The organism is Arthrobacter sp. SAFR-179 (genome assembly GCF_059414945.1).
This window is the reverse complement of sequence record NZ_JBPFDM010000004.1, coordinates 1-23,589: the sequence shown is the minus strand read 5'-3', so window position 1 is coordinate 23,589 and position 23,589 is coordinate 1. Positions and strand designations below refer to the sequence as shown.

The window sequence follows — 23,589 nt, the reverse complement described above, 5'->3', positions numbered from 1 at the left end:
CAGGCGCCGGCGCGCCACTGTTCTACCCGATGTAGAACCCGGGACGTTTTCGGGGTAGATTTAGTGGTGTAGTTGAACAAACCTGGTGAGGTCACCGTGCATCCAAAGAGCACGGTGCGGGGAATTAAAAGGAAAAGTGAAATGGCTAGTCTTGGTGAACTGGAACGGGCAGTCATGGACCTGCTCTGGGCGGGCCAGGAAGCGGCTACGGCCAATACCCTGAGGGACCAGCTGGCGCGCACGTCCGCAGCGCAGGGCGGGCCGGGCCACGAAGGCAAGGAGCTGGCCGTCACCACGGTGCTCACCGTACTCTCCCGCCTGGAAAAGAAGGGGCTGGTGGAACGCGAACGCGGAACCCGCCCGCACCGCTACCAGGCGGTGTCCAGCCGCGCGGACCACACCGCCGAACTCATGCATGAAGTCCTGGGCTCAGCCCCGGACCGCGAGGCCGTCCTGGCCCGCTTCATCGGGTCCGTGTCCGAAGGTGAAGCCGAGACGCTGCGCAAACTGCTGGGCCACCTCTAACACACCATGTTCTGGGCCTCATACCTGCTGGCGGTCCTTGCGATAATCCTGGCCTGGCCGGTGCCGATCCTCCTGTCACGCGCACAATGGCCGGCCAGGTCGCCCTTCACGGCCATGCTGCTGTGGCAGGCGATCGCGCTTGCAGGTGGACTGTCCATGATCGGCGCCATGCTGGTCTACGGCCTGGAACCCATCGGGGACAACCTCATCGCAGGGCTCCGCGCACTGGCAGGAATGGTGCTCTTCAATGCCCCCACCACTGCGCTGGGCTTTTGGCATATCTTTGCGCTGTCCACGGCTGCCCTGCTCACGGCCCACCTGGTGTTCACGCTGCTGCTGACGTACTACAAGATCCAGCGGCAGCGGCGCCGGCACCGCGAACTGCTGGCCCTGCTGGCCTCCCCCTCGGCCCAGGATGCAGGGACGCTGGTCATCAGCCACGACTCCCCCGTCGCGTACTGCCTTCCCGGCGGCGCCCGCTCGGTAACCGTCCTGTCGGACGGCCTGATGGCTGCCCTTGAGCCGGCCGAACTGCGGGCCGTCCTGATTCACGAAAACGCCCACTTGAGCCAACGGCACCACCTGCTGCTGTGGGCCTTCGCTGCCTGGCGCCAGGCGCTCCCTTGGCTGCCCACCACCCGGCTTGCCCAGGAGGCCGTCAATTCGCTGATCGAGATGCTGGCCGACGACGTTGCATTGCGGACCGAGAGCAAGGCGACCCTCATCAAGGCGATCGCCATCGTGGCCAGCGGCTCGGCGGGAAACGCCGGAGCCGGTGACATCCGGCCGTCCTCGCCCACGCTGGCCCTGTCAGGGCTGGAGGCGGCGTCGGGCGGACCGGGTTCGGACGCCGTCAGGACCGCGGCCTCGCGGGTCAGCCGCCTCCTGACGCCGCAGCCCCAGCTTCCCGCCGCCGTCCGCAGCGCCGTCCTGGCCGGCTCCGTCCTGCTGCTGGCGTTGCCCACGGCGCTGCTGGTGGTTCCCGGGCTGCTCGGCTGACGCCGGCGCGCTGGACCTGCCTTCAATCAGGCGTCGATGCGCTCCCGGTCAAGGCTGGACGCGCCCGCGATGATGAAGTCCTTGCGCGGGGAAACGTCGGAGCCCATCAGGAGGTCAAAGATCTCCTCTGCCTGCTGCGCGTTTTCGATCCCCACCTTGCGCAGGGTGCGGTGCCGCGGGTCCATGGTGGTTTCCGCCAGCTGCTCGGCGTCCATCTCCCCCAGGCCCTTGTACCGCTGGATGGGTTCCTTGTACCGCTTGCCCTCCTTGGCCAGGCGGGCCAGCAGGACGTGGAGTTCGGCCTCGGAGTAGGTGTAGATCATTTCGTTGGCCTTCTGGCCGGCGTTGATGACCTCCACCCGGTGCAGCGGCGGAACCGCGGCAAACACCCTGCCCTCCAGGATCATGGGCCGCATGTAGCGGAAGAAAAGGGTCAGCAGCAGGGTCCGGATGTGGGCGCCGTCCACGTCGGCGTCCGTCATGAGGATCACCTTGCCGTACCGCGCGGCGCCGATGTCGAAGCTGCGGCCGGAGCCCGCGCCCACCACCTGGATAAGGGCGGCGCATTCGGCGTTGGAGAGCATGTCCCCCACCGATGCCTTCTGGACGTTGAGAATCTTGCCGCGGATGGGCAGGAGCGCCTGGAAGTCGGAGGAGCGGGCCAGCTTGGCGGTGCCCAGCGCGGAGTCGCCTTCCACGATGAACAGCTCGGAACGTTCGACGTCGTCCGTCCGGCAGTCAGCGAGCTTGGTGGGCATCGAGGAGGTTTCCAGCGCATTCTTGCGCCGTTGGGTCTCCTTGTGCACGCGTGCGGAGATGCGGGACTTCATCTCGCTGACGATCTTTTCCAGCAGCAGGGCGGACTGGGCTTTGTCGTTCCGGTTGCTGGCGGACAACTTGGCGGAGATTTCACGCTCCACCACCCTTGCCACGATGGCACGCACCGCGCTGGTGCCCAGGATTTCCTTGGTCTGGCCCTCGAACTGCGGTTCCGCGAGCCGAACCGTCAGCACCGCCGTCAGGCCGGCGAAGATGTCGTCCTTTTCGATCTTGTCGTTTCCGGCCTTGAGTTTGCGGGCATTGGTCTCGACCGCTTTACGGAATGTCTTGACCAGCGCCTGCTCGAACCCGGACTGGTGGGTGCCGCCCTTGGGCGTGGCGATGATGTTCACGTAGCTGCGCACGGTGCTGTCGTAGCCGATACCCCACCGCAGCGCCACGTCCACTTCACAGTCACGTTCAACCTCGGCCAGCTGGCTGTGCCCGCGTTCGTCAAGGACCGGGACGGTCTCCTTGAACTTCCCCGATCCGTGCAGCCGCCATACGTCGGTGACGGCCGGGTCCGCGGCGAGGAACTCGACGAACTCGGAGATTCCGCCGTCGTGGTGGAAGACCTCTTCATGCGGGCCCGCTTCGCCCGGGGTTCCGGGGAGCTTGCGTTCGTCCCGCACAGTGAGCTTGAGGCCCGGCACCAGGAAGGAGGTCTGGCGGGCACGGGCAACGAGGTCCTCGTAGGAGAACTTGGCATCGGGGGTGAAGATCTGCCGGTCCGCCCAGTAGCGGATCCGGGTTCCGGTGACGCCGCGCTTGGCCTTGCCCACGATGTCGAGCACCGAATCATCGACGAACGGGGTGAACGGCGCTGAGGGGTCCAGGCGGGACCCGGTGTCCTTGAAGCGGCCCGGCTCGCCGCGGCGGAAGGACATTTTGTACGTCTTGCCGCCGCGGTCCACCTCGACGTCCAACCGGGATGACAGGGCGTTGACCACGGACGCGCCCACACCGTGCAGGCCGCCCGAGGCGGTGTAGGAGCCGCCGCCGAACTTTCCGCCGGCGTGCAGCTTGGTGAACACCACTTCGACGCCGGTGAGGCCCGTCTTGGGTTCCTTGTCGATGGGGATGCCGCGGCCGTCGTCGTGGATCTCCACGGAGTTGTCAGCGTGCAGGATGATGCGGATGTCGTGGCCGAACCCGGCCAGCGCCTCGTCAACGGAGTTGTCGATGATCTCCCAGAGGCAGTGCATGAGGCCACGCGAGTCGGTTGAGCCGATGTACATGCCCGGGCGCTTGCGGACCGCTTCGAGGCCCTCCAGTACGGAAAGGTGCCGGGCGGTGTACTCAGAGCTTGGTGCCACTGGTGATGAACTCCTTCAGGGACGTGGAAGCGGCGCTGGGACCGCACCTTCCAGAGTAGTCGGCGGCAGCGGCCACAGGCGCCTGCCACACCCTCAACGCCATGTGCGGCGCGCCACCAGCCCTTGTGATGCACGGGACTGGGCAATTCTTGACCTAACCTTGCGGATACGCGGACAGCGAACTTGCCCCATCCTTGCGATGGTTCGGATACGAATACTGGTTATATAGATGTACTGATCTACTAAGGAGGCCGACATGACAACAGCAGTGGCAGACCGCACACTAAACGCACTCGACCGGTGCGACCGTTGCGGAGCTCAGGCATATGTCCGGGTTGTACTCGAGTCCTCCGGCGGTGAGCTGTTGTTCTGCGGCCACCACGCCCGTGCAGTCGAGGCGACGCTCAAGCCGTTGAGCTCCGACTGGCACGACGAGACGGGAAAGCTTCACGAGAAAGCTGCCGTGGAAATCGACTAGATGAGGCATCGGTAACAACGAACCTGCGGGGCCCTTCCATTCAGGAAGGGCCCCGCAGCCGTTTAACGGCACAGGGACAGACACTGCCGGCAGCAGCTGAAACCAAAGCAGGGGCCGTTCCGAAAACCACCTCGAGTGGGTTTCGGAACGGCCCCTGCTTTGATGTGCGGAAGAGACCTAGTCCAGGTAGTCCCTGAGCACCTGCGACCGGGAGGGGTGGCGGAGCTTGGACATGGTCTTGGACTCGATCTGGCGGATCCGCTCGCGTGTGACGCCGTAGACCTTGCCGATTTCGTCTAAAGTCTTCGGCTGTCCGTCAGTGAGGCCGAACCGCATGGCCACCACGCCGGCCTCGCGTTCGGAAAGGGTGTCCAGGACCGAGTGCAGCTGCTCCTGCAGGAGGGTGAAGCTCACCGCGTCGGCCGGAACAACAGCTTCGGAGTCCTCAATCAGGTCGCCGAACTCGGAGTCGCCGTCCTCACCCAGGGGGGTGTGCAACGAAATCGGCTCGCGGCCGTACTTCTGGACCTCCACCACCTTTTCCGGGGTCATGTCCAGTTCCAGCGCCAGCTCTTCGGGCGTGGGTTCGCGGCCCAGGTCCTGCAGCATCTGGCGCTGGACGCGTGCCAGCTTGTTGATGACCTCAACCATGTGCACCGGGATACGAATGGTGCGGGCCTGGTCGGCCATGGCGCGGGTGATGGCCTGGCGGATCCACCACGTGGCGTAGGTGGAGAACTTGAAGCCCTTGGTGTAGTCGAACTTCTCCACGGCGCGGATCAGGCCAAGGTTGCCTTCCTGGATGAGGTCCAGGAACAGCATGCCGCGGCCGGTGTAGCGCTTGGCCAGCGAGACCACCAGGCGGAGGTTGGCCTCCAGCAGGTGGTTCTTGGCGCGCTTGCCGTCGTGGATGATGAATTCGAGTTCGCGCTTGTACTTCGGATCCATGGATCCGTCGTCGGCGGCAATCTTCTCCTCGGCGAACAGCCCGGCTTCGATCCGCAGTGCAAGGTCGACTTCCTGCTCCGCGTTGAGCAGCGCCACCTTACCGATCTGCTTCAGGTAGTCCTTGACGGGGTCAGCCGTGGCGCCGGCAGACATGACCTGCTGCACTGGGGCGTCATCGTCGTCCGCATCAGAGTAGACGAAGCCCTTGCCGCTGCCGGCGGCACCCTTGACGGGATCGGCGTCGGCGTCCTCTGCTGCGTCCGGACCCTCGAGGACGATGTCGTCGAGGTCTTCCTCGACGTCTTCGACCTCATCGGGGTCAACGTCACCGGCGGCCTTTCCCGCAGCCTCGGCTGCGGCCTTGGCACCGGGCTTGGGCCCACGCTTCTTGGGCTCGCGCTTGCCGTCGCCTGCAGCCTCGCCGGCCGAAGCCTTGTTGGCTGCCCGCGTGGCTGCCCGCTTGGCATTGGTCGCGGCCTGCTTCTCCTCAGGGGACAAGACATCCTGGGCGGCGGAATCCTTCTTCGTGGAAGACGGGGTCACAGAAAACCTTTCTAGCGGTGGTCTGTGGAATCACCATACGGGCAACACCACTATGACCCTGTCAAGTCCGTGGTGAAAACCAAGCACCACCACGGCCGGCAGAGTCACTTAAGACAACTCCCGGAGCGGCTGTAATGTTCCCTTGCGGGGACGGTTACAAGCACTCGATACACGGACCCAACCGGGTCTCGGCATCTATTGTCTCACGATTTGCCCGGATCCGGCCTCCCGTGCCGCCATCCATTCCTGCTGCCCTTGGCCGGCCCGTCCCGGCCGGTCCCATGTCCTCCGCGCTTCAGGCCGGTTGACCCCGCTTCACAACGTTTCCTTTTGCCCTGCGGGATCCGTCCGGAATTTCTGCCAGGCGGCGTCCTTCCGCCCGGCCCAGCCACAGAGCGTTCCCCTGCCCACGAGGTCCAGCAGGAGTTCGGCCAGCCGGTATTCCGGCTCGATTTCAAGGGCCTGCCCCAGATGGGCAGCAGCGTAGGAGCCGCGGCCGCGGCACCACGCCACCCAGCCTCGGAGCGTCAGCGCCGCGGCAGCCGGCGGACCTCCGGGCACCGCCAGCTGCCCGAGGACCCGGTCCAGCGCGTCAAGGCGCGCCCAGTCCGGCACGTCCGGCGCCAGTCCCATGAGGACCTCGCCGTAGCCGGCAGGAACAGCGCCGGTAACGTCACCCGGCATCCGGCGCCGCGTCCCGGCCGCGCGTCTCGATGCCCGCGGGGCTTTCGCCCCCGGTTCCGTTGTCCCCCGTCCCGTTATCCCCGGTTCCGTTGCCCCCTGCCGCCGGCCGCCGGATTCCGCCGGCGGCAGCAACGGCACCGCCACTACGCAATGGTCGCTGCCGTCCCCAATTCCGTCCGAGAGGACGCGAAACTGTTCCGCGCCTGCCTCCGCGGCCGCCCTGCCCGCTGCAGCCATTACGAGCACGGCATCGCGCCAAGTGGGAACGAGCAGTGTGGCGCGCAGGAAGGCGTCCCGCTCAGCGTCCGGAATCCAAGGGCCCGCGTGGGTCCGGTCAAGCAGCATCTCCCAGAAGTCGAGCACGGCAGTGAAGTGCGCCCTGCTCCGCGACCGCCCGCCAAGCTCAGCCTCCCAGCCGGCCTCCGCCTCAAGGACGGCCGCCAGGTGAAGGGCAGGGACCGGAGCCTGGGGGCCTTCGGGCCCGCCCGCGGATCGTGGCGCGGGTCCGACACTGCTGCCCCGGTACACCATTTCCGTATTCAGCATGCTGTCCCTGATCTCCTGCAGGGGCCGTCCTGGAAGCGGACAGCAGGTGGCGTCGCTGCACAAGGCGTCCCGCCAGTACTCATCGCCCACGAACCAGGCATCACGCACGGGCATCCCGGCCTGGTCCAGAACACTCTGCACTGCGGCGACCAGAAGGTCGTACGCAGACGGCCTGCCCATTCCGGCGTCGTTGGTGAAGACCGCCAGCAAAGCGCCGTCAGCGTCCTGGTCTGATTCGAGGTAGCGGCGGACGGCACGGGCAAACACTGCCGGGTCCGCCCTTGTTCCCGGCCCCGGCAGATCCAGCCGGAGCGTGGCTCCAAGCCTGGTGCCGTGCAGCGTCATGGCCACCAGGCTTGCCTCTGGCCAGTACCCCAGCGAGTGTGGAATGAAGCCAAGGATGTCTTCCGGCCCGCGGACTATTAATCGTTCTGAAGCTGTCATGGCTCAAGCATTCGCCGCCGGCGATGGTGCGGGCAGAGGCCAATCCGGCTATGTGCGTAGCCACCGTGCGGTGGAGGAAGAGTGGCCGGACCGGCTCAGTCGTCGCTTGGCGTCGGCTGGCGGCGGCGGGCCAGGCTTTCCCGGCGCTGCCGGGCGAGGGCGCTGCGCAGCGGCGGAACCACGATCCCCTGCGCAGCCATCTGCCGGCGCACCTTCCGCCGGGAGGCCAGGATGGCCGCGGCACCGATGGCCAAAAGCAGGAACTGGACACTCAGGGCCAACCTGAAGGGCGCCAGGCCGTAGAGGACCCCCTGGGAAAATCCGGTGGCGTAGAGGACGTCGAGTACCAGTCCGATCAGGAAGATGGACACCAGGGCAGCGATGAAGCCGCCCACGTTGACGATGCCGGTGGCGGTGCCGATCCGGTGCGCCGGGTTGAAGGTCCGTGCGAAGTCGAAGCCGATCATCGACCCGGGACCGCCGATTGCGAGCACCACCACCAGCCCGGCCAGCAGCCACAGCGGGGCGCGTCCGGGCAGAAGCAGCACCGCGGCCCATGCTGCGGCGGTGGCGCCGGCGATCAGCAGCACCATGGTGGAACGGCGCAGGGGGTGGCGCGAAACGAAGCGGCCGATGAACGGGCCCACCGCCATGGCTGCCGCGACGTACAGGGCCATCAGGGCGGCAACGGTGCCGGCCTCCAGCCCCTGGCCCGAAATCAGGAACGGGTAGCCCCACGTCATCGCGAAGACGGTGCCGCTGAACTGGATGGTGAAGTGGCTCCACATCCCCAGCCGGGTCCCGGGCTGGCTCCAGGCACGGGCCAGCGAGGCACCGGTGGCCCTGAGTCCCTGCCTGGCATGCGGGCGCCCGGTCCCGGGTGGAGAATCCTGCAGGAGCAGCAGTACCAGCACGACGGCGAGGGCGGACATCCCTGCCAGCAGCAGGAAAGCCGGGGTCCAGCCGGACAGGTGCAGGACCAGCGCGAAGGGCAGGACACTGAAGAGCTGTCCCAACTGGCCGGACATGCCGGTCAACTGGGTGACCAGCGGGACGCGGGCCGGGGCGAACCACAGTGGGATGAGCCTGATCACTGAGATAAAGGTCATGGCATCACCGGCACCCACCAGGACCCGGCCCAGGACTCCCCCGGGGATGCTTTCGGCGAAGGCCAGCTGCAGCTGCCCCAGTCCCATCAGGACAGCGCCGCCGGCGATCATGGCGCGCGAACCGAACCTGTCCACCAGCACGCCCACCGGAATCTGGAGCCCGGCGTAGACCAGCAGCTGCAGGACAGTGAAGAAGGAAATGGCGGACGCGGTCGCATGGAAGCGCTCCGTGGCCTCAAGCCCCACCACGCCGAAGGACGTCCGCTGTGCCACGGCCACCAGGTACCCGAAAATTCCAATGGTCCAGATAAGCCAGGCGCGGGGAGCAGTCACTACTTCATTATGCCCGGCCCGCACCCGCGGCCCGGATGCTGTGACGCCCTGCTACTGACCGGGGTTCTCCCTGGCCAGGTAGGCCTCCACGGCAGCTCCAAGGTCGTCCGCGTCGGGAAGCTCGTCATTCTCATTCGCCAGGAGCGACCTGCGCACCATGCCGTCCGCCTTCTCGTCGTACCGCGTCTCAAGGCGGGAGACCACCTGCTGGACCTCCTCGGACGCCTCGATCTGCTGCGCGATCTGGCGGCTGACCTCACGGCCGGACTCACGGAGCCGGTCGGTGGGCAGCATCAGCGATGTTGCGGCGCCAAGGTATTCCAGTCCGGCGACGGCGGCGGTGGGGTACTCGGCCTCAGCCAGGTAGTGCGGCACGTGGATGACGTATCCGGCAACGTTGCGTCCTGCCTCTACCAGGCGCAGCTCCAGGATGTGGCCGACAGCAGCCGGAACTTCAACGGTGGGCTTCCAGACGGAGATGCCCTCGATCAGCTCGGGCCGGTTCCCATGCACCGTCACGCCGACGGGCCGGGTATGGGGCACGGGCATGGGGATGGAGTGGATCCAGGTGACCAGGTTGACGTCCAGCTTTTCCACGATGTTCACTACCGCACGGGCGAACCGTTCCCACTGCAGGTCGGGTTCGAAGCCGGCCAGGAGGAGGAACGGCTTCCCCAGCCCATCCACCAACCGGTACAGGGCCAGGCGCGGCTCCTGGTAGTCCTGGATGTGGTCTTCCACGAAGCTCAGGTGCGGCCGCCGGGACCTGTAGTCAATCAACTGGTCGGCATCGAAGACAGCAACGGGCTGGGCATCGAGGGTGTCCAGCAGCTCGGCGTTGATCTGCTTGACCACATGGCCGGCGTCGGCGAACCCCGTGAAACCCATCACCAGGTCCAGTCCCTGCAGCTCAGGGCTGTGGAACAGCTCGATGTTGCTGGCATAGAGCGCGTCGGGGTCCAGCAGGGAGCCGGAAATCCGTTCAAGCACGGCGTGTTCCTTTCAGGGGTACGGGTGGACATCCTGCATAACGCGGCGGGCGCATCCGGCATTCCGCGGCGCGGTGTGGCGCACATCTCAGGAAATTCTCCCGCTGTGCGGGCGAAGGGCTACGATCGGAACTGGCCTGCCAGACGGGCTTGCACGCACCCGGGCACCGTCCAGAACGGCCGGCTCCGGGCCACCATGGCAGAGCGCCCAACATGCATCCCTGCCCGAACGTTTCGAGAATTGAGGACTCATCCCTGTGGTCAAGAATACTGAAATCAACCTTAGTACCGTCTCGCGGGACCTTAAGAAGAACCCCAGCGACGCAGTGGTCATCGGGGTGGGGCAGGGAAGCGACGGGCCAGTCCTGCTGGACAACCCGCTCACGGCGAAGTCCGCGGAGGCCCTCGCTGACTCGCTCAAGGCGCTTGGTATGACCGGCGCGGCGGACCAGCTGGTCCGCCTCCCCGGCCTGCCTGAGACCGGCGCCGGCATCCTGGTCCTCGCCGGGGTGGGAAAAGTGTCTGACAGCAGCCCGCTCGGGGGCGAATCCCTCCGCCGCGCGGCGGGATCGGCCATCCGGCAGCTGGCCGGCCTCCCCACGGTGACGCTGGCATTCCCGACGGCGACCATCCAGGATGTCACGGCTGTCGCCGAAGGTGCCGCGCTGGGCGCCTATTCCTTCACCGAGTTCCGGACTTCCACCGACGGGCTCAAGGATCCCGTCCGCAATGCCGTCATCTTCACGGAACTGGCAGGCAACACGGGCGTGGACTCCGCCCTGAAGCGGGCCGGACTGCTGGCGAAGGCCGTCAACGCCACCCGGTCCCTGGTCAACACGCCGCCGAGCCACCTGTACCCGGAGTCCTTCGCCGAGGCCGCCAAGGACCTCGCCAAGGGCCTGCCCGTCAAGGTCACCGTCTGGGATGAGAAGCGCCTTGAAAAGGAAGGCTTCGGCGGCATCATGGGCGTCGGCAAGGGCTCCACCCGGCAGCCGCGGCTGGTCAAGGTCGAGTACTCCCCCGCCAAGGCCGCCGCCAAAATTGCCCTGGTAGGCAAGGGCATCACGTTCGACACCGGTGGCATCTCCCTCAAGCCGGCCCTGAACATGGGCGACATGAAGAGCGACATGGCGGGCGCCGCCGTCGTACTTAATACTGTCCTGGCCCTCGCCGGCCTGGGCCTGCCGGTGAAGGCCACCGCCTGGCTGTGCATCGCAGAGAACATGCCCGGCGGCGGCGCGTCCCGCCCTGCCGATGTGCTGACCATGTTCGGCGGCAAGACGGTGGAAGTCCTCAACACCGACGCCGAAGGCCGCCTGGTGATGGCGGACGGCATCGTCGCCGCCAGCCGCGAATACCCGGACGCCATCATCGACGTGGCCACGCTGACCGGCGCGCAGCTCATCGCCCTGGGCAACCGCACTGCCGGTGTCATGGGTTCGGAGAGCGTCACGGGCCCCCTCAAGGCAGCGGCGGACCGCGCCGGCGAGCTCGTCTGGCCCATGCCCCTGCCGGAGGAACTGCGGCCCAGCCTGGATTCCCAGGTGGCGGACCTGGCCAACATCGGCGAACGCCACGGCGGCATGATGACCGCTGCCGTGTTCCTGCGCGAGTTCGTGGGTAAGGACAAGGCAGGCGACCAGATCCCCTGGGCGCACATCGATATCGCGGGGCCGTCCTTTAACAACGGCAGCCCCTACGGCTACACCCACAAGCAGGGCACCGGATGCACTGTCCGTACCCTGGTTGCCTACGTCGAGGACATCCTGGCCGCGGCCTGAAAAGCTGTCCGGACGAAGGCTGCAGCGACTGTGTCACGCGGTTCTGAAGTGCAGTGATTCCTGTACCACAGAGCCGCGTGACACTGGACACAAGCGCTCCACAAACACAGCGCCAAGGTGGAGCATGGATAGGTGGTTCGCTAAGGTGAACCACGGTAGTCACAAATGCAAGAGAGTTGCCCTGCTGACATAATCACGGCAGTGCAAGTTCCAAGACCAGATGATGCGCGCAGAACGCGTCATCGTTCACGCGAGGGAGCGTTTTAGTGGCCGATCAGGCAACTGCGCAAGAATTCGACATCCTGGTACTCGGTGGCGGCAGCGGCGGATACGCTGCGGCGCTGCGCGGGGTACAGCTCGGCCTCACCGTCGGCCTCGTGGAGAAGGGCAAGCTGGGCGGCACCTGCCTCCACAACGGCTGCATTCCCACTAAGGCCCTGCTGCACTCCGCAGAGCTGGCCGACCACGCCCGTGACTCCGCCAAGTACGGCGTGAACGTCACCCTCGACGGCATCGACATCAACGCCGTTAACGCGTACAAGGACGGCATCATCGCCGGCAAGTTCAAGGGCCTGCAGGGACTCATCAAGTCCAAGGGCATCACCGTCATCGAAGGTGAAGGCAAGCTGCAGGGCACCGACACCGTTGTGGTGAACGGCACCGCGTACAAGGGCAAGAACATCGTCCTGGCCACAGGCTCCTACTCGCGCACCCTGCCCGGCCTGGAAATCGGCGGCAAGGTCATCACCTCCGACCAGGCCCTGACCATGGACTTCATCCCCAAGAGCGCCATCATCCTGGGCGGCGGCGTCATCGGCGTCGAATTCGCCTCGGTCTGGAAGTCGTTCGGCGTGGACGTCACCATCGTCGAAGGCCTGCCCTCCCTCGTTCCCAACGAGGACGCCACGATCGTCAAGAACTTCGAGCGCGCCTTCAAGAAGCGCGGCATCAAGTTCTCCACCGGCATCTTCTTCCAGGGCGTGGAGCAGAATGACGACGGCGTCAAGGTCACCCTGGTGGACGGCAAGACGTTCGAAGCGGACCTGCTGCTGGTCGCCGTCGGGCGCGGCCCCGTCACGGCCAACCTGGGCTACGAGGAAGCCGGCGTCACCATCGACCGCGGCTTCGTCATCACCAACGAGCGCCTGCACACCGGCGTGGGCAACATCTACGCCGTGGGCGACATCGTCCCGGGCGTGCAGCTGGCCCACCGCGGCTACCAGCAGGGCATCTTCGTGGCCGAGGAAATCGCCGGCCTGAAGCCCGTGGTGGTCGAAGACATCAACATCCCCAAGGTCACCTACTCCGAACCCGAAATCGCCACCGTCGGCTATACCGAAAAGGCTGCCAAGGAAAAGTTCGGCGAAGACCAGGTCCAGACCCAGGAATACAACCTGGCCGGCAACGGCAAGAGCTCCATCCTGGGCACCTCCGGCCTGGTCAAGCTGGTCCGCCAGAAGGACGGCCCCGTTGTGGGCGTCCACATGATCGGCGCACGCATGGGCGAGCAGGTGGGCGAGGCCCAGCTGATCGTGAACTGGGAAGCCTACCCGGAGGACGTGGCACAGCTGGTGCACGCCCACCCCACCCAGAACGAAGCCCTCGGCGAAGCCCACCTGGCGCTGGCCGGCAAGCCGCTGCACGGCTAGGTTTCCCCAGCATTACCAGGCCCGGTGCACCCGGTCGTCCAGACCGGGTGCACTAGGCTTCCAACAAGGCAGCAATCATTCGCACTAAAGATCAATAAGGAGAACGGGGACGACATGTCTGAATCCGTTAACTTGCCCGCCCTCGGTGAGAGTGTCACCGAAGGAACCGTCACCCGCTGGCTCAAGCAGGTAGGTGACCGGGTAGAGGTGGACGAGCCGCTGCTCGAAGTCTCCACCGACAAAGTAGACACTGAAATCCCCTCTCCCGTAGCTGGCGTGATTGAAGAAATCCTGGTCGCAGAAGACGAGACCGCCGAGGTAGGCGCACCCCTGGTGCGCATCGGTGACGGCTCCGGCGGCGGTTCCGCACCCGCCGAAGAAGCTCCCGGTGCCGCACCGGCCCAGGAGGCTCCCGCGGAAGCAGCTCCTGCGCAGGAAGCACCGGCTGAAGCAGCTCCCGCCCAGGAAGCACCTGCACAGGAAACCCCCGCACAGGAGCCGCCGGCTGCCGGCGGCGGCGAAAGCCACGAGGTAACCCTCCCCGCACTGGGCGAAAGCGTCACCGAAGGAACCGTCACCCGCTGGCTCAAGGCCGTTGGCGACCAGGTGGAGGTCGACGAACCCCTGCTGGAGGTCTCCACGGACAAGGTGGACACCGAGATTCCGTCCCCGGTTGCCGGCACGCTGCAGGAAATCCGGGTCAACGAGGACGAGACCGCTGAAGTCGGTTCCGTGCTTGCCGTGATCGGTTCCGGCGCAGCCGCTGCTCCGGCACCCCAGGCTGCACCGGCCCCGGCTGCCGCTCCGCAGCAGGAAGCACCCAAGCAGGAAGCACCCAAGCAGGAGGCCCCCAAGCAGGAAGCCCCGGCTGCACCTGCCCCGGCACCCGCCCAGGAAGCTCCCAAGGCGGCCCCCGCTCCCGCTGCTGCTCCCGCAGCCCAGGAGCCGGCACCGGCCGGTGGTTCGGAGTCCGGCTACGTCACTCCCCTGGTCCGCAAGCTGGCCAACCAGCACGGCGTGGACATCTCCTCGCTCGCCGGCACCGGCGTTGGCGGCCGCATCCGCAAGCAGGACGTCATGGCCGCCGCTGAGGCCAAGGCCGCTCCGGCTGCCGCTCCGGCCGCAGCTCCTGCTGCGTCCGCACCGGCCGCCTCGGCTGCAGCTGCTTCCTCGCTGCGCGGCACCACCCAGAAGGCTCCCCGCATCCGCCAGGTCATTGCCCGGCGCATGCGCGAATCCCTGGAGATCTCCACCCAGCTGACCCAGGTCCACGAGGTGGACATGACCAAGGTCGCCAAGCTGCGTGCCCGGGCCAAGAACTCGTTCCAGGCCCAGAACGGCACCAAGCTGACGTTCCTGCCCTTCATCGCCAAGGCTGTTGCCGAGGCCCTCAAGCAGCACCCCAAGCTCAACGCTGCGTACGACGAGGAAAAGCAGGAAATCACCTACCACAACGCCGAACACCTGGCCATCGCCGTCGACACGGACAAGGGCCTGCTGGTTCCGGTCATCGCCGACGCCGGCAACCTGAACCTTGCCGGCCTGGCCGGCAAGATCGCCGATGTTGCCTCCCGCACCCGCGACGGCAAGATCGGCCCTGACGAGCTGTCCGGCGGCACGTTCAGCATCACCAACATCGGTTCGGTGGGCGCGCTGTTCGATACTCCGATCATCAACCAGCCGCAGGTGGGCATCCTGGGAACCGGCGCCATCGTCAAGCGGCCCGTTGTGGTTTCTGACGAAAACGGTGACGACTCAATCGCCATCCGCTCCATGATGTACCTGTCCCTGACGTACGACCACCGCCTGGTGGACGGTGCCGACGCAGGCCGGTTCCTCCAGACCCTGAAGGCACGCCTCGAAGAAGGCGCCTTCGAAGCGGACCTGGGACTGTAACCTTCAGAGCAGTACAACGACGGCGGTGCCGGCACGGGTGGGAAACCTCCCGCAGCCGGCGCCGCCGTCGCGGTTTTAAGCTGAAGCAGCCCGGGGCCGCCGGAGCTGACGTCCGCGTGGCTTTGCTACGGGCCGTAGAACTGACTGGCTAAGCTGGAGCCATGAATATTCTCTTCAACATCCTGGTCTTCCTGCACGTCGTGGGCGCCGCCATGATCGTGGGCTACTGGATCGCCACGATGCGGACCCCCACGGTGCACCCGCGCCAGCGTGACGGCGCCTTCCTGCAGCTCCTCACCGGCATCGCCATGATGGGCATCCTGCCGTTCCTGCCGGACTCCGACCCCAACTACGCCAAGCTGGGCATCAAGTTCGTCATTGCCGTCGTGGTTGCCGTCCTGGCAGTCATTGGAACGCGCAAGGTCAAGAACGGGCAGCCTGTCTCCACCGGCCTCGCGCACGGCGTCGGCGGACTGGCGTTGGTCAACATCGCCATCGCCACCTTGTGGCAGTAAGCGGCTCCATCCGCACCCTACGCCGGCGGCGCCCCTTCACAGGGGCGCCGTCGGCGGCGTATTAACGCCATGGTCACAATCCTCTGACAGCGGACAACCCGTGCGCCTGCGGTGCCGAATCCCTAGGATGGGTAGCGGCGGGGTCCTGGCAGCAGCCTGCCCCGGTAAGGATCAATCTGAGGAGTGACATGGCAGCAACACGTTCAGCAAACGCAGTATGGAACGGCAACCTGACGGAGGGTTCCGGCACCACCAGCCTGGCCACCTCAGGCCTGGGCACCTTCGATGTCACGTGGAAGGCCAGGACTGAAGCGGCCAACGGCAAGACGAGCCCGGAAGAGCTGATCGCTGCAGCCCACGCTGCCTGCTTCTCCATGGCCTTTAGCAATGAACTGGCCAATGCAGGCCACACACCGGAGGAAGTGCGCACCAAGGCAGATGTTACTTTCGTGCCGGGCACGGGCATCACCGGCAGCCACCTGACCATGTCAGCCCGCGTCCCCGGCATCTCAGAGGATGAGTTCCAGAAGATCGCAGCGGACGCCAAGGTGGGCTGCCCCGTCTCCGGCGCCCTCGCCAGCATCGACATCACGCTGGACGCCACGCTGGAGGCCTAGGCCCCGCCCCGCGCTAACCAAAACGCCCTGCCCGGCCGGAAGATTTTCCGGCCGGGCAGGGCGTTTTAGTTACCGTCTGGAGCTACGGCTGCTGGCTCCCCTGCCGGCGGGCCGGCAGGGGTGCGGGCTTCAGGCGGCGGTAGCCCGAACGGGCCGGCGGCCGGTCGGTGGGCAGTTCCTGGATCATTTCCTTCAGCGCCCCGATGCCGTACTCCAGCTGCGGATCGCGGCCCGCCGCGTAGGCGTGGGGCGGGTAGGTCACTTCGATGTCCGGATCCACGCCGTAGTTTTCCACGCCCCAGCCAACGCCGCCGCTGAACCAGTTGGCGTAGCGGGGCTGGGTGACGCCCGTGCCGTCCGCCAGCGCAAACCGGTTGTCGATGCCCACCACACCGCCCCACGTCCGTGTTCCAATGACCGGGCCGATGCCCCGCAGCTTCGACACCTGGGTGATGATGTCGCCGTCGGATCCGGCAAACTCGTCCGCAAGGATGATCACTGGCCCCCTGGGCGCGTGGTGCGGGTACGTGCGCGGTTTCTCCCCGCGCGGCATGCTCCATCCGGTGACCTTGCGGCCGATCAGTTCCGCCACCAGCTGCGACGTGTGTCCGCCACGGTTGCGGCGGACGTCGACAATCAGGCCGTCGAGCGCTGTTTCCGTATCGAGGTCGCGGTGCAGCTGGGCCCAGCCGTTGGCCATCATGTCCGGAATGTGGAGGTAGCCGAAGGTTCCGTTGGAGGCCTCCCGGACAGTCCGCCGGTTGCCCGCAACCCATTCCTGGTAGCGCAGGCGTTCCTCATCCTTGATGGGCACGACGGCGACCCGGCGCTGGGTGCCTTCAGCAGCACCGTGCCCAGGGCCGTTGAGGAGGGTCAGCTCCACGGCTCGGCCTGCTGCGCCCACCAGCTGCATGGCCGGGGTGACGCCTTCGGACAACGGGACGCCGTCGATGGCCAGCAGGATGTCCCCCGCCCTGGCACCGACGCCAGGCCTGGTGAGCGGGGAGGTCGCGAGGGGGTCGGAGGACTCGCCCGCCAGGATGCGGGTAATTTCCCAGCCGCGGGCAGTGTGCGCGAGGTCCGCGCCGAGCCTGCCTTGTCCCCGGCTGCCACGTTCGGTAACAGGGGCGGGGCGCACGTACGCGTGGGAAGTCCCCAGCTCGCCATGGAGTTCCCACAGCAGGTCCACCAGGTCATCGTGCGAACCCAGCCGTTCAACCAGGGGCCGGTAGCGGGCATGGATGGAGTCCCAGTCCTGACCGGCCATGTCCTCGGTCCAGAAGAAGTCCCGCTGCAGCCGCCAGGCCTCATCAAAGGCCTGGCCCCAGACGCTGAGCGGGTCCATGAGGACGCGGATCCGGCCAAGGTCCACCTTGACCGCCTTGCCGGAGTCTTCGTCCGCCTTGGCGTCCGATGGAATCACGGTGACCTGTTTGTCGGCAATCACTGCCACCTTGCTGCGGTCGCCGGAGAGGCGGTAGCTGTCCACGGCATCCATCAGGGTGGTCTGTTTGCGCCGTGCGATGTCATACCGGACCAGGCTGGGGCGGGCATCCTTGTCCTCTTGGCTGGCCTTTCCGTCGCCGGTTACGCCGGCCAGGGCGGAGTCGAGCCAGAGGAGGCCGCCGTCAACGGCCTTCAGCGAGGTGTAGTTGCCCTGCGGCACGGGAACACTGATGACCCGGTGCGCCAGTCCCTCCGCGTCCACGTGGACGGCAGGCACGGCATCTTCCCGTCCGTCGCCGCCTGCCGCGGCATCCGCGTTGAATCCGGTTTCCGGTTCCACGCCGGCAGGATCAACCGACGGGCCAAAGGGCGACGGCGTCTCTGCCGAGAGTGCCACCAGGTACGGCTTGATGGGGCTGGGGAACGAGAGGTCGAACGAATGTCCGTCGTACACGGGATCGAAGCTGCGGTTGGACAGGAAGGCGAGGAACCTGCCGTCCGGGGTGAAGGCCGGCGAGGCGTCGCGGAAACGGCCGTCGGTAACGTCCACCGGTTCGGCGTCGAGCCGTTCCACAGTGGCCAGCCGCAGCCGGCTGCGCGAACCAAAGGACGTGACCGGCTCGGACCAGGCCAGCCAGCGCGAGTCCGCGGACCATGCCAGTTCGGAAATGCTGCCTTCGCCGATGCTTGCCACCTGTGTGAGCTGGCCGCCGCGGGTGTCCAGGACGTAGACGTCGCCAAAGGAGGTCCCCAGGGCAAGCCAGCGTCCGTCCGGGCTTGCTTCCAGCGAACTGGCGCGTGACGGCGTGGGGACGGTGATGCCTGTCCCTGCCGCGGGTTCCGGAGCGTCAGCTGCGGGAGCCGGTGCCACATCTGCCTGCTGTTCGTCGTCCGCGGCAACGTGGGGCGCACGTCCCTCCAGTACCGCCGCGCCGGCCGCGGGAACAGGCTGCGGCAGGCTCACCGTTTCCGTCCCCGCCGCGCCGGCCGCGGGAACAGGCTGCGGCAGGCTCACCGTTTCCGTCCCCGCCGCGCCGGTCTCTGCTGTGTCTCCGGAACCGGGAGTTGGTGACGCTGGTGTTTCCGATGCTGCGGCGGCCAGGGTGGCGCCTGCCCCAGTGTGCCCGGCAGTGTGCGGAACCGGCGCGGCAATGTCCTTGATGTGCAGTGCTTCCACGTTGTCGTGGTCAGCGATGTAGGCGATGCGGCCGTCCCCCAGCGGCCGCGGCAGCCGGCCGCGGACTCCCGGGGTGGCCTCGATGATGCGGGACGGACCATCCTTCTGCCGTAGCCAATGGATGGTCCCGTGCGACTCCACCGCGCTGGCGGAACCTGCCACGTCCGGCGCCACCGCACCAAGGTGCTTGACGGCATCCAGGAGGGCAGGACGCCTGGTCTGCGTGGCCGAGCCGAGGGTGATGTCCAGCTTTGCGGCTTCCGAGCCAAGATCACGGAGGATCCAGAGTTCCCCGGCGGATTCGAAGATGACCCGCTTGCCATCCGTGGCGGCGTGCCGGACGTAGAAGTCCTGGTGGTCGGTATGGCGGCGCAGGTCCTTTCCGCTGGGAAGGACCGAGTACAGGTTGCCGTACCCTTCGTGGTCGGACAGGAAGGCGATCCGGCCGTCCACCCACAGCGGATCGGTGAGGTTGCCGTCAAGGTCCGGCACCAGGCGCTCGAACTCGCCGTTGCCGTCGCGGTCGATCCACAACTTGCCGGCCGTCCCGCCCCGGTACCGCTTCCACCATGCCGGTTCACGCGACAGCACGCTTGCCAGCACCACGGGCCGTTCATCGCCGACCTCGGGGCCGAAGGCTACGGACTCAACCGGACCGTATGGAAGCTCCTGCGCCCAGCCGCCCTCCAGGGGGACGCTGTAGGCGTGGGTGTGCCGGCTCTCAGCCTGGCGGAACGCGCTGGTGACCACTACGGAACCACCGGCGGTGAATCCCTTGACCTTCGTGGTGCTGTGGCCGAAGTAAGTGAGCTGCCGGTACCCGCCGCCGTCGACCTGTGCCGACACGACTTCCGGCGCCGTTCCCTGCACAACCGTCCACACCAGGCGCTTGCCGTCAGGGGTGAAACGCGGGTTGCGGGCGGGAAGCTGGAGCGACGAGACACGCCAGGCGCGGCCGCCGTCCAGGGGCGCAATCCACACGTCGTCCTCGGCCACGAAAGTGACCAGATCGCTGTGCACATGCGGGAAACGGAAGTAGCTCGAAGAGGTCATCGTTCGATCATAGTCAACCCCCCACCTGCGCAGCGGGAGGTACACAACGCGCGCTGCCATGGTGAGATGGACCATGCATATCGTCATGGCCGGCGCCTCCGGGCTCATCGGCACTTCCATGTCCGCAGCCTTCCGCAGCGCAGGCCACTCGGTGTCGACCCTGGTCCGCCGGCCGCCAGCCGGCCCCGCCGAAATCCGCTGGGACCCCGCCGCCGGCATCCTGGATCCAGGCGCGCTGGCCGGGGCAGATGCTGTGGTCAATCTCTCCGGTGCAGGCATCGGAGACAGGCCGTGGACGCGGAAGCGGGTGGAGGAACTGTTCAGTTCCCGGTTGGGGCCCACCAGGACTTTGGTGCACGCCATGGCGCAGCTGGATGCTCCGCCGGCAACCTTCATCAGCCAGTCAGGTTCGGGCTACTACGGCGATGCGGGTTATACGGTCCTGCGCGAAGACGCGCCCGCGGGTTCCGGGACGCTGGCGCAGATCTGCATTGAGTGGGAGCAGGCTGCCCACATGGCTCCGGCAGGGGTGCGGGTGGTAACGCCCCGCACCGGGGTGGTGTTCAGCCGTTCCGGTGGAGCATTGGGGAAGCTGCTTCCGCTGCTGCGTTTGGGCGTTGGAGGTCCGTTCGGCAACGGCCACCAGTTCTGGCCCTGGGTGACGCTTCCGGACGTTACCGCCGCCTTCCTTTTCCTCCTCGGCTCACCGGTCTCCGGCCCCGTGAATGTCAACGCACCGGAGCAGGCGGACGTCACCACGATCATCGGGGCCCTGGCCCACGCCATGCACCGGCCGGCCGTGCTGCGGGTTCCGGCACCTGTGCTGCGGACCGTCATGCCGGGCCTCGGCGAGGAGCTGCTGCTATACAGCCAGCGGATGGAACCTGCGGTCCTGTCATCGGCCGGGTTCCAGTGGCAGCACGGACGTTTGGAAGATGCAGCCCGCTGGGTGGCCGGCAAGGGCGGCAGCGCCTAGCCGGAACCGGATGCCGCAAGGATGTCGCTGACGCGCCACCGGCCATCGACCATCACCAGGACCAGCCGAAGGGGCTGTGGCGGACTGGGAGCACCCGCTGCCAGCACCGTGCCTTCCGCGCTGACTGTGTGGTAGCCGGAGGTGGCTGAGGTGACCCGGACTACGGCCTGGTGCGCGGTTCCCCCGTCTTCCACCACCATCCCGGACAGGGTGCTGGTAAAGCCGTCAAGGCGGCGCCTGGAAGCATGAAGTTCGCCGGCGGTGCGCTCGTCCGCGGCCGCTGCAGCAGACCCGGACGCGTTCACCTCCGCCAGCAGTTCCAGCCTGCCGCTGCTGAAGGCATAGTCCCGCAGCGCCGCCAGCCCCTGCACGGCAAGTACGGGATCAACTGCGCCGGCCCGCTGCCGGGCACCGTCAACAGATGCAGCTGCGCCCGTTCCGACGGCGACCGCCCCGGATGGGTCCGCAGACACCGGCGGCGATACGTTTGCCGAGGCCCATATCTCCTGCCCTGACCCCGCGGACAGCCACCACATTCCCGCCGCGGCGGCGGCAACGGCCGGGACCATCACAGGCAGAAGCATGCGGGTACCCCGGGAGGCAACGGGCGCATCCGCATGTTTACCCCGGGACTGCACCGCCTTTGACTGCCGCCGGTTCCTGTTCTCCTGTGGCACCGGCCGGGCGGACCAGCGGGATGTCACCGCCCGCCGCCGCAGGCCCTGGAGTTTCGCCCGAAGGCTGCCGCCTTTTGGGGTGGCGGGAACGTGGCGCCGCGTCAGCAGCTCCGGCAGGACGGTGGGATGGACGGCATCCGAAAGATCCACGGGCTGGGGTTCGGCACTGCGGTAAACGGCCGTGGCCAGGGCCAGCGCGTCAGGGCGCAGCCGCCGGTCCTCGTTCAGTCCTGCTTCCAGGGCGGCCGCAAGATCCTTGGGGACGCCGGGAACCAGGAGGGACAGCGGGGGACGGTCGGCGGTGCGGCCAGGGGCCTCACCCGTCAGGCAGAACCAGCCCAGGGCGGCCACCGAGTAGACGTCCCGTCCCGGCTGGAGTCCGGCGCGGACGGCATCCACCGGCGACGGATCCAGGAAGCCCCCCGTACCAACAGTCCCTGTGCTGCCCGGATCGCCAAGCATCCGCGCAACACCCAGGTCGGACAGCATCGGTTTCCCCTGCCCCGTGAACAGCACGTTCCCCGGCGACACGTCCGAGTGCGTGAACCCTTTTCCATGCAGGTAGCCAAGTGCCTGGGCGATGGGGGTCAGAACGGTGACCGTCTCCCCCACGCTGAGCCTGCCACGGGCAGCCACCAACTGGGCCAGCGAGCCGCCGGCGGCATAATCCATGCTCAAGGCCGTGCCGCCGCCGGGTCCCGCCACGCGCACCGCGTCGTGGGCCTTAATGAGGTGCTGGTGCTCCAGGACGGACAGGATCCGGATCTCCCGCCTCACGTCCTCCTCGCTGAGGGCTGCGCTGCCCCGGATTCCACTGCCCCCGGAGCGGAAGCACTTGAGCGCGAAATCCCTGCCGCTGCCTTGTTCCCTGGCCAGCCATACGTCGGCGCTGCCGCCCCTGCCCAGCAACCGCCCGACGTCGTAACCGGGAACCTCCGGCGCCTGTGCATCGTCCATACTGCATGTGTAGTCGAGTTTCGGCCGCGCTGCAGAAGTTATCCACAGGTCTGGCTGTTGCGGTCACAAAGCGGGCAGCCGGTGAGCTTGGACACTAAACCCGGCCGGCACGGCTTCGGGGTCTAAGCTGGATGCCATGACTCTTGAGTTTTCACGGCTGGGTCTTGCCCCTGACTTCGTTGATTACATGGAAGGCTGGGATGCCCAGCGCGAACTCCATGACAAGGTTGTCGCCGGAGTTGCGCCCAGCACAGTCCTGCTCTTGGAGCACGCCGCCGTATACACGGCCGGCAAACTGACCGAGGACCACGAGCGGCCGTTTGACGGCACGCCGGTTGTCGCCGTGGACCGCGGCGGCAAACTTACCTGGCACGGACCGGGCCAGCTGATTGCCTACCCCATCCTGAAGCTGAAGAACCGCGCCGGCATCCGTGATTACGTGGAGCGTCTGGAAGAGGTCATGATTACCGTCATGGCGGACTACGGCATCACTGCCGAACGCATCAAGGGCCGCGCAGGTGTCTGGATCAAGGCCGATGCCAAGGGTCCGGACCGCAAGATCGCCGCCATCGGCATCCGCGTCCTGAACGGTGTCACCATGCACGGCATTGCCATCAACTGCAGCAACGACCTGGCACCCTACGGCCAGATCATCGCCTGCGGCATCACCGACGCCGGCGTGACCACCATGTCCCAGGAGACAGGCCGGGACATCCGGCCAGCGGATATCGTGGACCGGTTCGTGGAGGAATTCCGCAAACATGAAGAAGCATTGGTTTCGAGCCCTGAAGGAGCTCTACTGTGACATTGGCACCTGAAGGCCGGAAGATGCTGCGGATCGAGCAGCGAAACGCTGCGGTCCCGGTGGAACGCAAACCGGAATGGATCAAGGCCAAGGTCCAGATGGGCCCGGAGTTCGTCGGGCTGAAGAACTTGGTGAAAAAGGAAGGCCTGCACACCGTCTGCGAAGAAGCCGGCTGCCCCAACATCTTCGAATGCTGGGAAGACAAGGAAGCCACCTTCCTGATCGGCGGCTCCGAATGCACCCGCCGCTGCGACTTCTGCCAGATCGACACCGGCAAACCCTCCCCCGTGGACATGTTCGAACCCAC

17 protein-coding genes and 1 pseudogene are annotated in these 23,589 nt (G+C 66.7%); 11 read left to right on the top strand and 7 right to left on the bottom strand.

Annotated elements, in window-relative coordinates; translation table 11 throughout:
• The first annotated feature begins 141 nt into the window (after nucleotides 1–141).
• Together ACR65K_RS08845 and ACR65K_RS08840 are read left to right on the top strand one after the other, a co-directional pair.
• Nucleotides 142–525, top strand: coding sequence for a BlaI/MecI/CopY family transcriptional regulator (locus tag ACR65K_RS08845; RefSeq protein WP_018769682.1), 384 nt, complete (start codon nucleotides 142–144; stop codon nucleotides 523–525).
• A 6-nt stretch (nucleotides 526–531) separates the two neighbouring features.
• Nucleotides 532–1,524: a M56 family metallopeptidase gene (locus ACR65K_RS08840; RefSeq protein ID WP_056333246.1), complete on the top strand. Its 993-nt coding sequence runs from the start codon at nucleotides 532–534 to the stop codon at nucleotides 1,522–1,524.
• Nucleotides 1,525–1,550: 26 nt separating this feature from the next.
• Here ACR65K_RS08840 and ACR65K_RS08835 read toward each other — a convergent pair whose 3' ends face one another.
• Nucleotides 1,551–3,659 (bottom strand): DNA gyrase/topoisomerase IV subunit B, encoded by a 2,109-nt coding sequence (locus ACR65K_RS08835; RefSeq protein WP_440152336.1) that lies wholly within the window; start codon nucleotides 3,657–3,659, stop codon nucleotides 1,551–1,553.
• Nucleotides 3,660–3,915: 256 nt separating this feature from the next.
• Between ACR65K_RS08835 and ACR65K_RS08830 the strand changes: the two genes are divergently transcribed.
• On the top strand, nucleotides 3,916–4,137 hold the full coding sequence (locus ACR65K_RS08830; RefSeq protein ID WP_013600696.1) for a DUF7455 domain-containing protein: 222 nt from the start codon (nucleotides 3,916–3,918) through the stop codon (nucleotides 4,135–4,137).
• Nucleotides 4,138–4,314: 177 nt separating this feature from the next.
• Here ACR65K_RS08830 and ACR65K_RS08825 read toward each other — a convergent pair whose 3' ends face one another.
• From ACR65K_RS08825 to ACR65K_RS08810, 4 genes are all read right to left on the bottom strand, one after another.
• Entirely contained in the window at nucleotides 4,315–5,628 is a 1,314-nt protein-coding gene (locus ACR65K_RS08825) for an RNA polymerase sigma factor (RefSeq protein WP_056333241.1), read from the bottom strand.
• Nucleotides 5,629–5,943: 315 nt separating this feature from the next.
• Nucleotides 5,944–7,302: a DUF4192 domain-containing protein gene (locus ACR65K_RS08820; protein ID WP_440152335.1), complete on the bottom strand. Its 1,359-nt coding sequence runs from the start codon at nucleotides 7,300–7,302 to the stop codon at nucleotides 5,944–5,946.
• A 95-nt stretch (nucleotides 7,303–7,397) separates the two neighbouring features.
• Complete coding sequence (locus ACR65K_RS08815) at nucleotides 7,398–8,744, bottom strand: MFS transporter (protein WP_440152333.1); 1,347 nt, start codon at nucleotides 8,742–8,744, stop codon at nucleotides 7,398–7,400.
• Nucleotides 8,745–8,795: 51 nt separating this feature from the next.
• Entirely contained in the window at nucleotides 8,796–9,734 is a 939-nt protein-coding gene (locus ACR65K_RS08810; RefSeq protein WP_440152332.1) for a proteasome assembly chaperone family protein, read from the bottom strand.
• A gap of 256 nt (nucleotides 9,735–9,990) precedes the next feature.
• On the opposite strand from ACR65K_RS08810, the gene ACR65K_RS08805 reads away from it, so the two are divergent.
• From ACR65K_RS08805 to ACR65K_RS08785, 5 genes are all read left to right on the top strand, one after another.
• Entirely contained in the window at nucleotides 9,991–11,514 is a 1,524-nt protein-coding gene (locus tag ACR65K_RS08805) for a leucyl aminopeptidase (protein ID WP_440152331.1), read from the top strand.
• 266 nt (nucleotides 11,515–11,780) lie between these two features.
• Complete coding sequence (lpdA, locus tag ACR65K_RS08800; protein WP_056333229.1) at nucleotides 11,781–13,163, top strand: dihydrolipoyl dehydrogenase; 1,383 nt, start codon at nucleotides 11,781–11,783, stop codon at nucleotides 13,161–13,163.
• A gap of 114 nt (nucleotides 13,164–13,277) precedes the next feature.
• Entirely contained in the window at nucleotides 13,278–15,059 is a 1,782-nt protein-coding gene (sucB, locus tag ACR65K_RS08795; protein ID WP_440152329.1) for a 2-oxoglutarate dehydrogenase, E2 component, dihydrolipoamide succinyltransferase, read from the top strand.
• A 161-nt stretch (nucleotides 15,060–15,220) separates the two neighbouring features.
• Nucleotides 15,221–15,574 (top strand): hypothetical protein, encoded by a 354-nt coding sequence (locus ACR65K_RS08790; RefSeq protein WP_056333225.1) that lies wholly within the window; start codon nucleotides 15,221–15,223, stop codon nucleotides 15,572–15,574.
• Between the two features lie 188 nt (nucleotides 15,575–15,762).
• The gene (locus ACR65K_RS08785; protein ID WP_056333222.1) at nucleotides 15,763–16,191 is read left to right on the top strand and encodes an OsmC family protein; all 429 of its coding nucleotides are present in this window, start codon (nucleotides 15,763–15,765) and stop codon (nucleotides 16,189–16,191) included.
• An 82-nt stretch (nucleotides 16,192–16,273) separates the two neighbouring features.
• On the opposite strand, the gene ACR65K_RS08780 is transcribed toward ACR65K_RS08785, so the two are convergent.
• Nucleotides 16,274–19,867, bottom strand: a complete 3,594-nt coding sequence (locus tag ACR65K_RS08780) for a S41 family peptidase (protein ID WP_440152328.1) — start codon at nucleotides 19,865–19,867, stop codon at nucleotides 16,274–16,276.
• Between the two features lie 73 nt (nucleotides 19,868–19,940).
• Here ACR65K_RS08780 and ACR65K_RS08775 point away from each other — a divergent pair, with 73 nt between their 5' ends.
• Complete coding sequence (locus tag ACR65K_RS08775) at nucleotides 19,941–20,843, top strand: TIGR01777 family oxidoreductase (RefSeq protein WP_440152326.1); 903 nt, start codon at nucleotides 19,941–19,943, stop codon at nucleotides 20,841–20,843.
• Here the strand turns inward: ACR65K_RS08775 and ACR65K_RS08770 are convergent.
• Complete coding sequence (locus tag ACR65K_RS08770) at nucleotides 20,840–22,477, bottom strand: serine/threonine-protein kinase (protein WP_440152325.1); 1,638 nt, start codon at nucleotides 22,475–22,477, stop codon at nucleotides 20,840–20,842. The genes ACR65K_RS08775 and ACR65K_RS08770 overlap by 4 nt on opposite strands.
• Nucleotides 22,478–22,613: 136 nt before the next feature.
• Here ACR65K_RS08770 and lipB point away from each other — a divergent pair, with 136 nt between their 5' ends.
• Both lipB and ACR65K_RS08760 read left to right on the top strand, forming a co-directional pair.
• On the top strand, nucleotides 22,614–23,282 hold the full coding sequence (lipB, locus tag ACR65K_RS08765; protein WP_440152324.1) for a lipoyl(octanoyl) transferase LipB: 669 nt from the start codon (nucleotides 22,614–22,616) through the stop codon (nucleotides 23,280–23,282).
• Nucleotides 23,279–23,589 (top strand): annotated as a pseudogene (locus ACR65K_RS08760) (lipoyl synthase); the annotation flags it as partial. The gene lipB and the pseudogene ACR65K_RS08760, both read left to right, overlap by 4 nt.

What these genes read in the sequence shown, in the direction of transcription:
- ACR65K_RS08845 (WP_018769682.1), top strand. Translation starts at nt 142, where the DNA reads ATGGCTAGTCTTGGTGAACTGGAACGGGCAGTCATGGACCTGCTCTGG.
- ACR65K_RS08840 (WP_056333246.1), top strand. Translation starts at nt 532, where the DNA reads ATGTTCTGGGCCTCATACCTGCTGGCGGTCCTTGCGATAATCCTGGCC.
- ACR65K_RS08830 (WP_013600696.1), top strand. Translation starts at nt 3,916, where the DNA reads ATGACAACAGCAGTGGCAGACCGCACACTAAACGCACTCGACCGGTGC.
- ACR65K_RS08820 (WP_440152335.1), bottom strand. Translation starts at nt 7,302, where the DNA reads ATGACAGCTTCAGAACGATTAATAGTCCGCGGGCCGGAAGACATCCTT.
- sucB (WP_440152329.1), top strand. Translation starts at nt 13,278, where the DNA reads ATGTCTGAATCCGTTAACTTGCCCGCCCTCGGTGAGAGTGTCACCGAA.
- ACR65K_RS08790 (WP_056333225.1), top strand. Translation starts at nt 15,221, where the DNA reads ATGAATATTCTCTTCAACATCCTGGTCTTCCTGCACGTCGTGGGCGCC.
- ACR65K_RS08785 (WP_056333222.1), top strand. Translation starts at nt 15,763, where the DNA reads ATGGCAGCAACACGTTCAGCAAACGCAGTATGGAACGGCAACCTGACG.
- ACR65K_RS08780 (WP_440152328.1), bottom strand. Translation starts at nt 19,867, where the DNA reads ATGACCTCTTCGAGCTACTTCCGTTTCCCGCATGTGCACAGCGATCTG.
- ACR65K_RS08775 (WP_440152326.1), top strand. Translation starts at nt 19,941, where the DNA reads ATGCATATCGTCATGGCCGGCGCCTCCGGGCTCATCGGCACTTCCATG.
- ACR65K_RS08770 (WP_440152325.1), bottom strand. Translation starts at nt 22,477, where the DNA reads ATGGACGATGCACAGGCGCCGGAGGTTCCCGGTTACGACGTCGGGCGG.
- lipB (WP_440152324.1), top strand. Translation starts at nt 22,614, where the DNA reads ATGACTCTTGAGTTTTCACGGCTGGGTCTTGCCCCTGACTTCGTTGAT.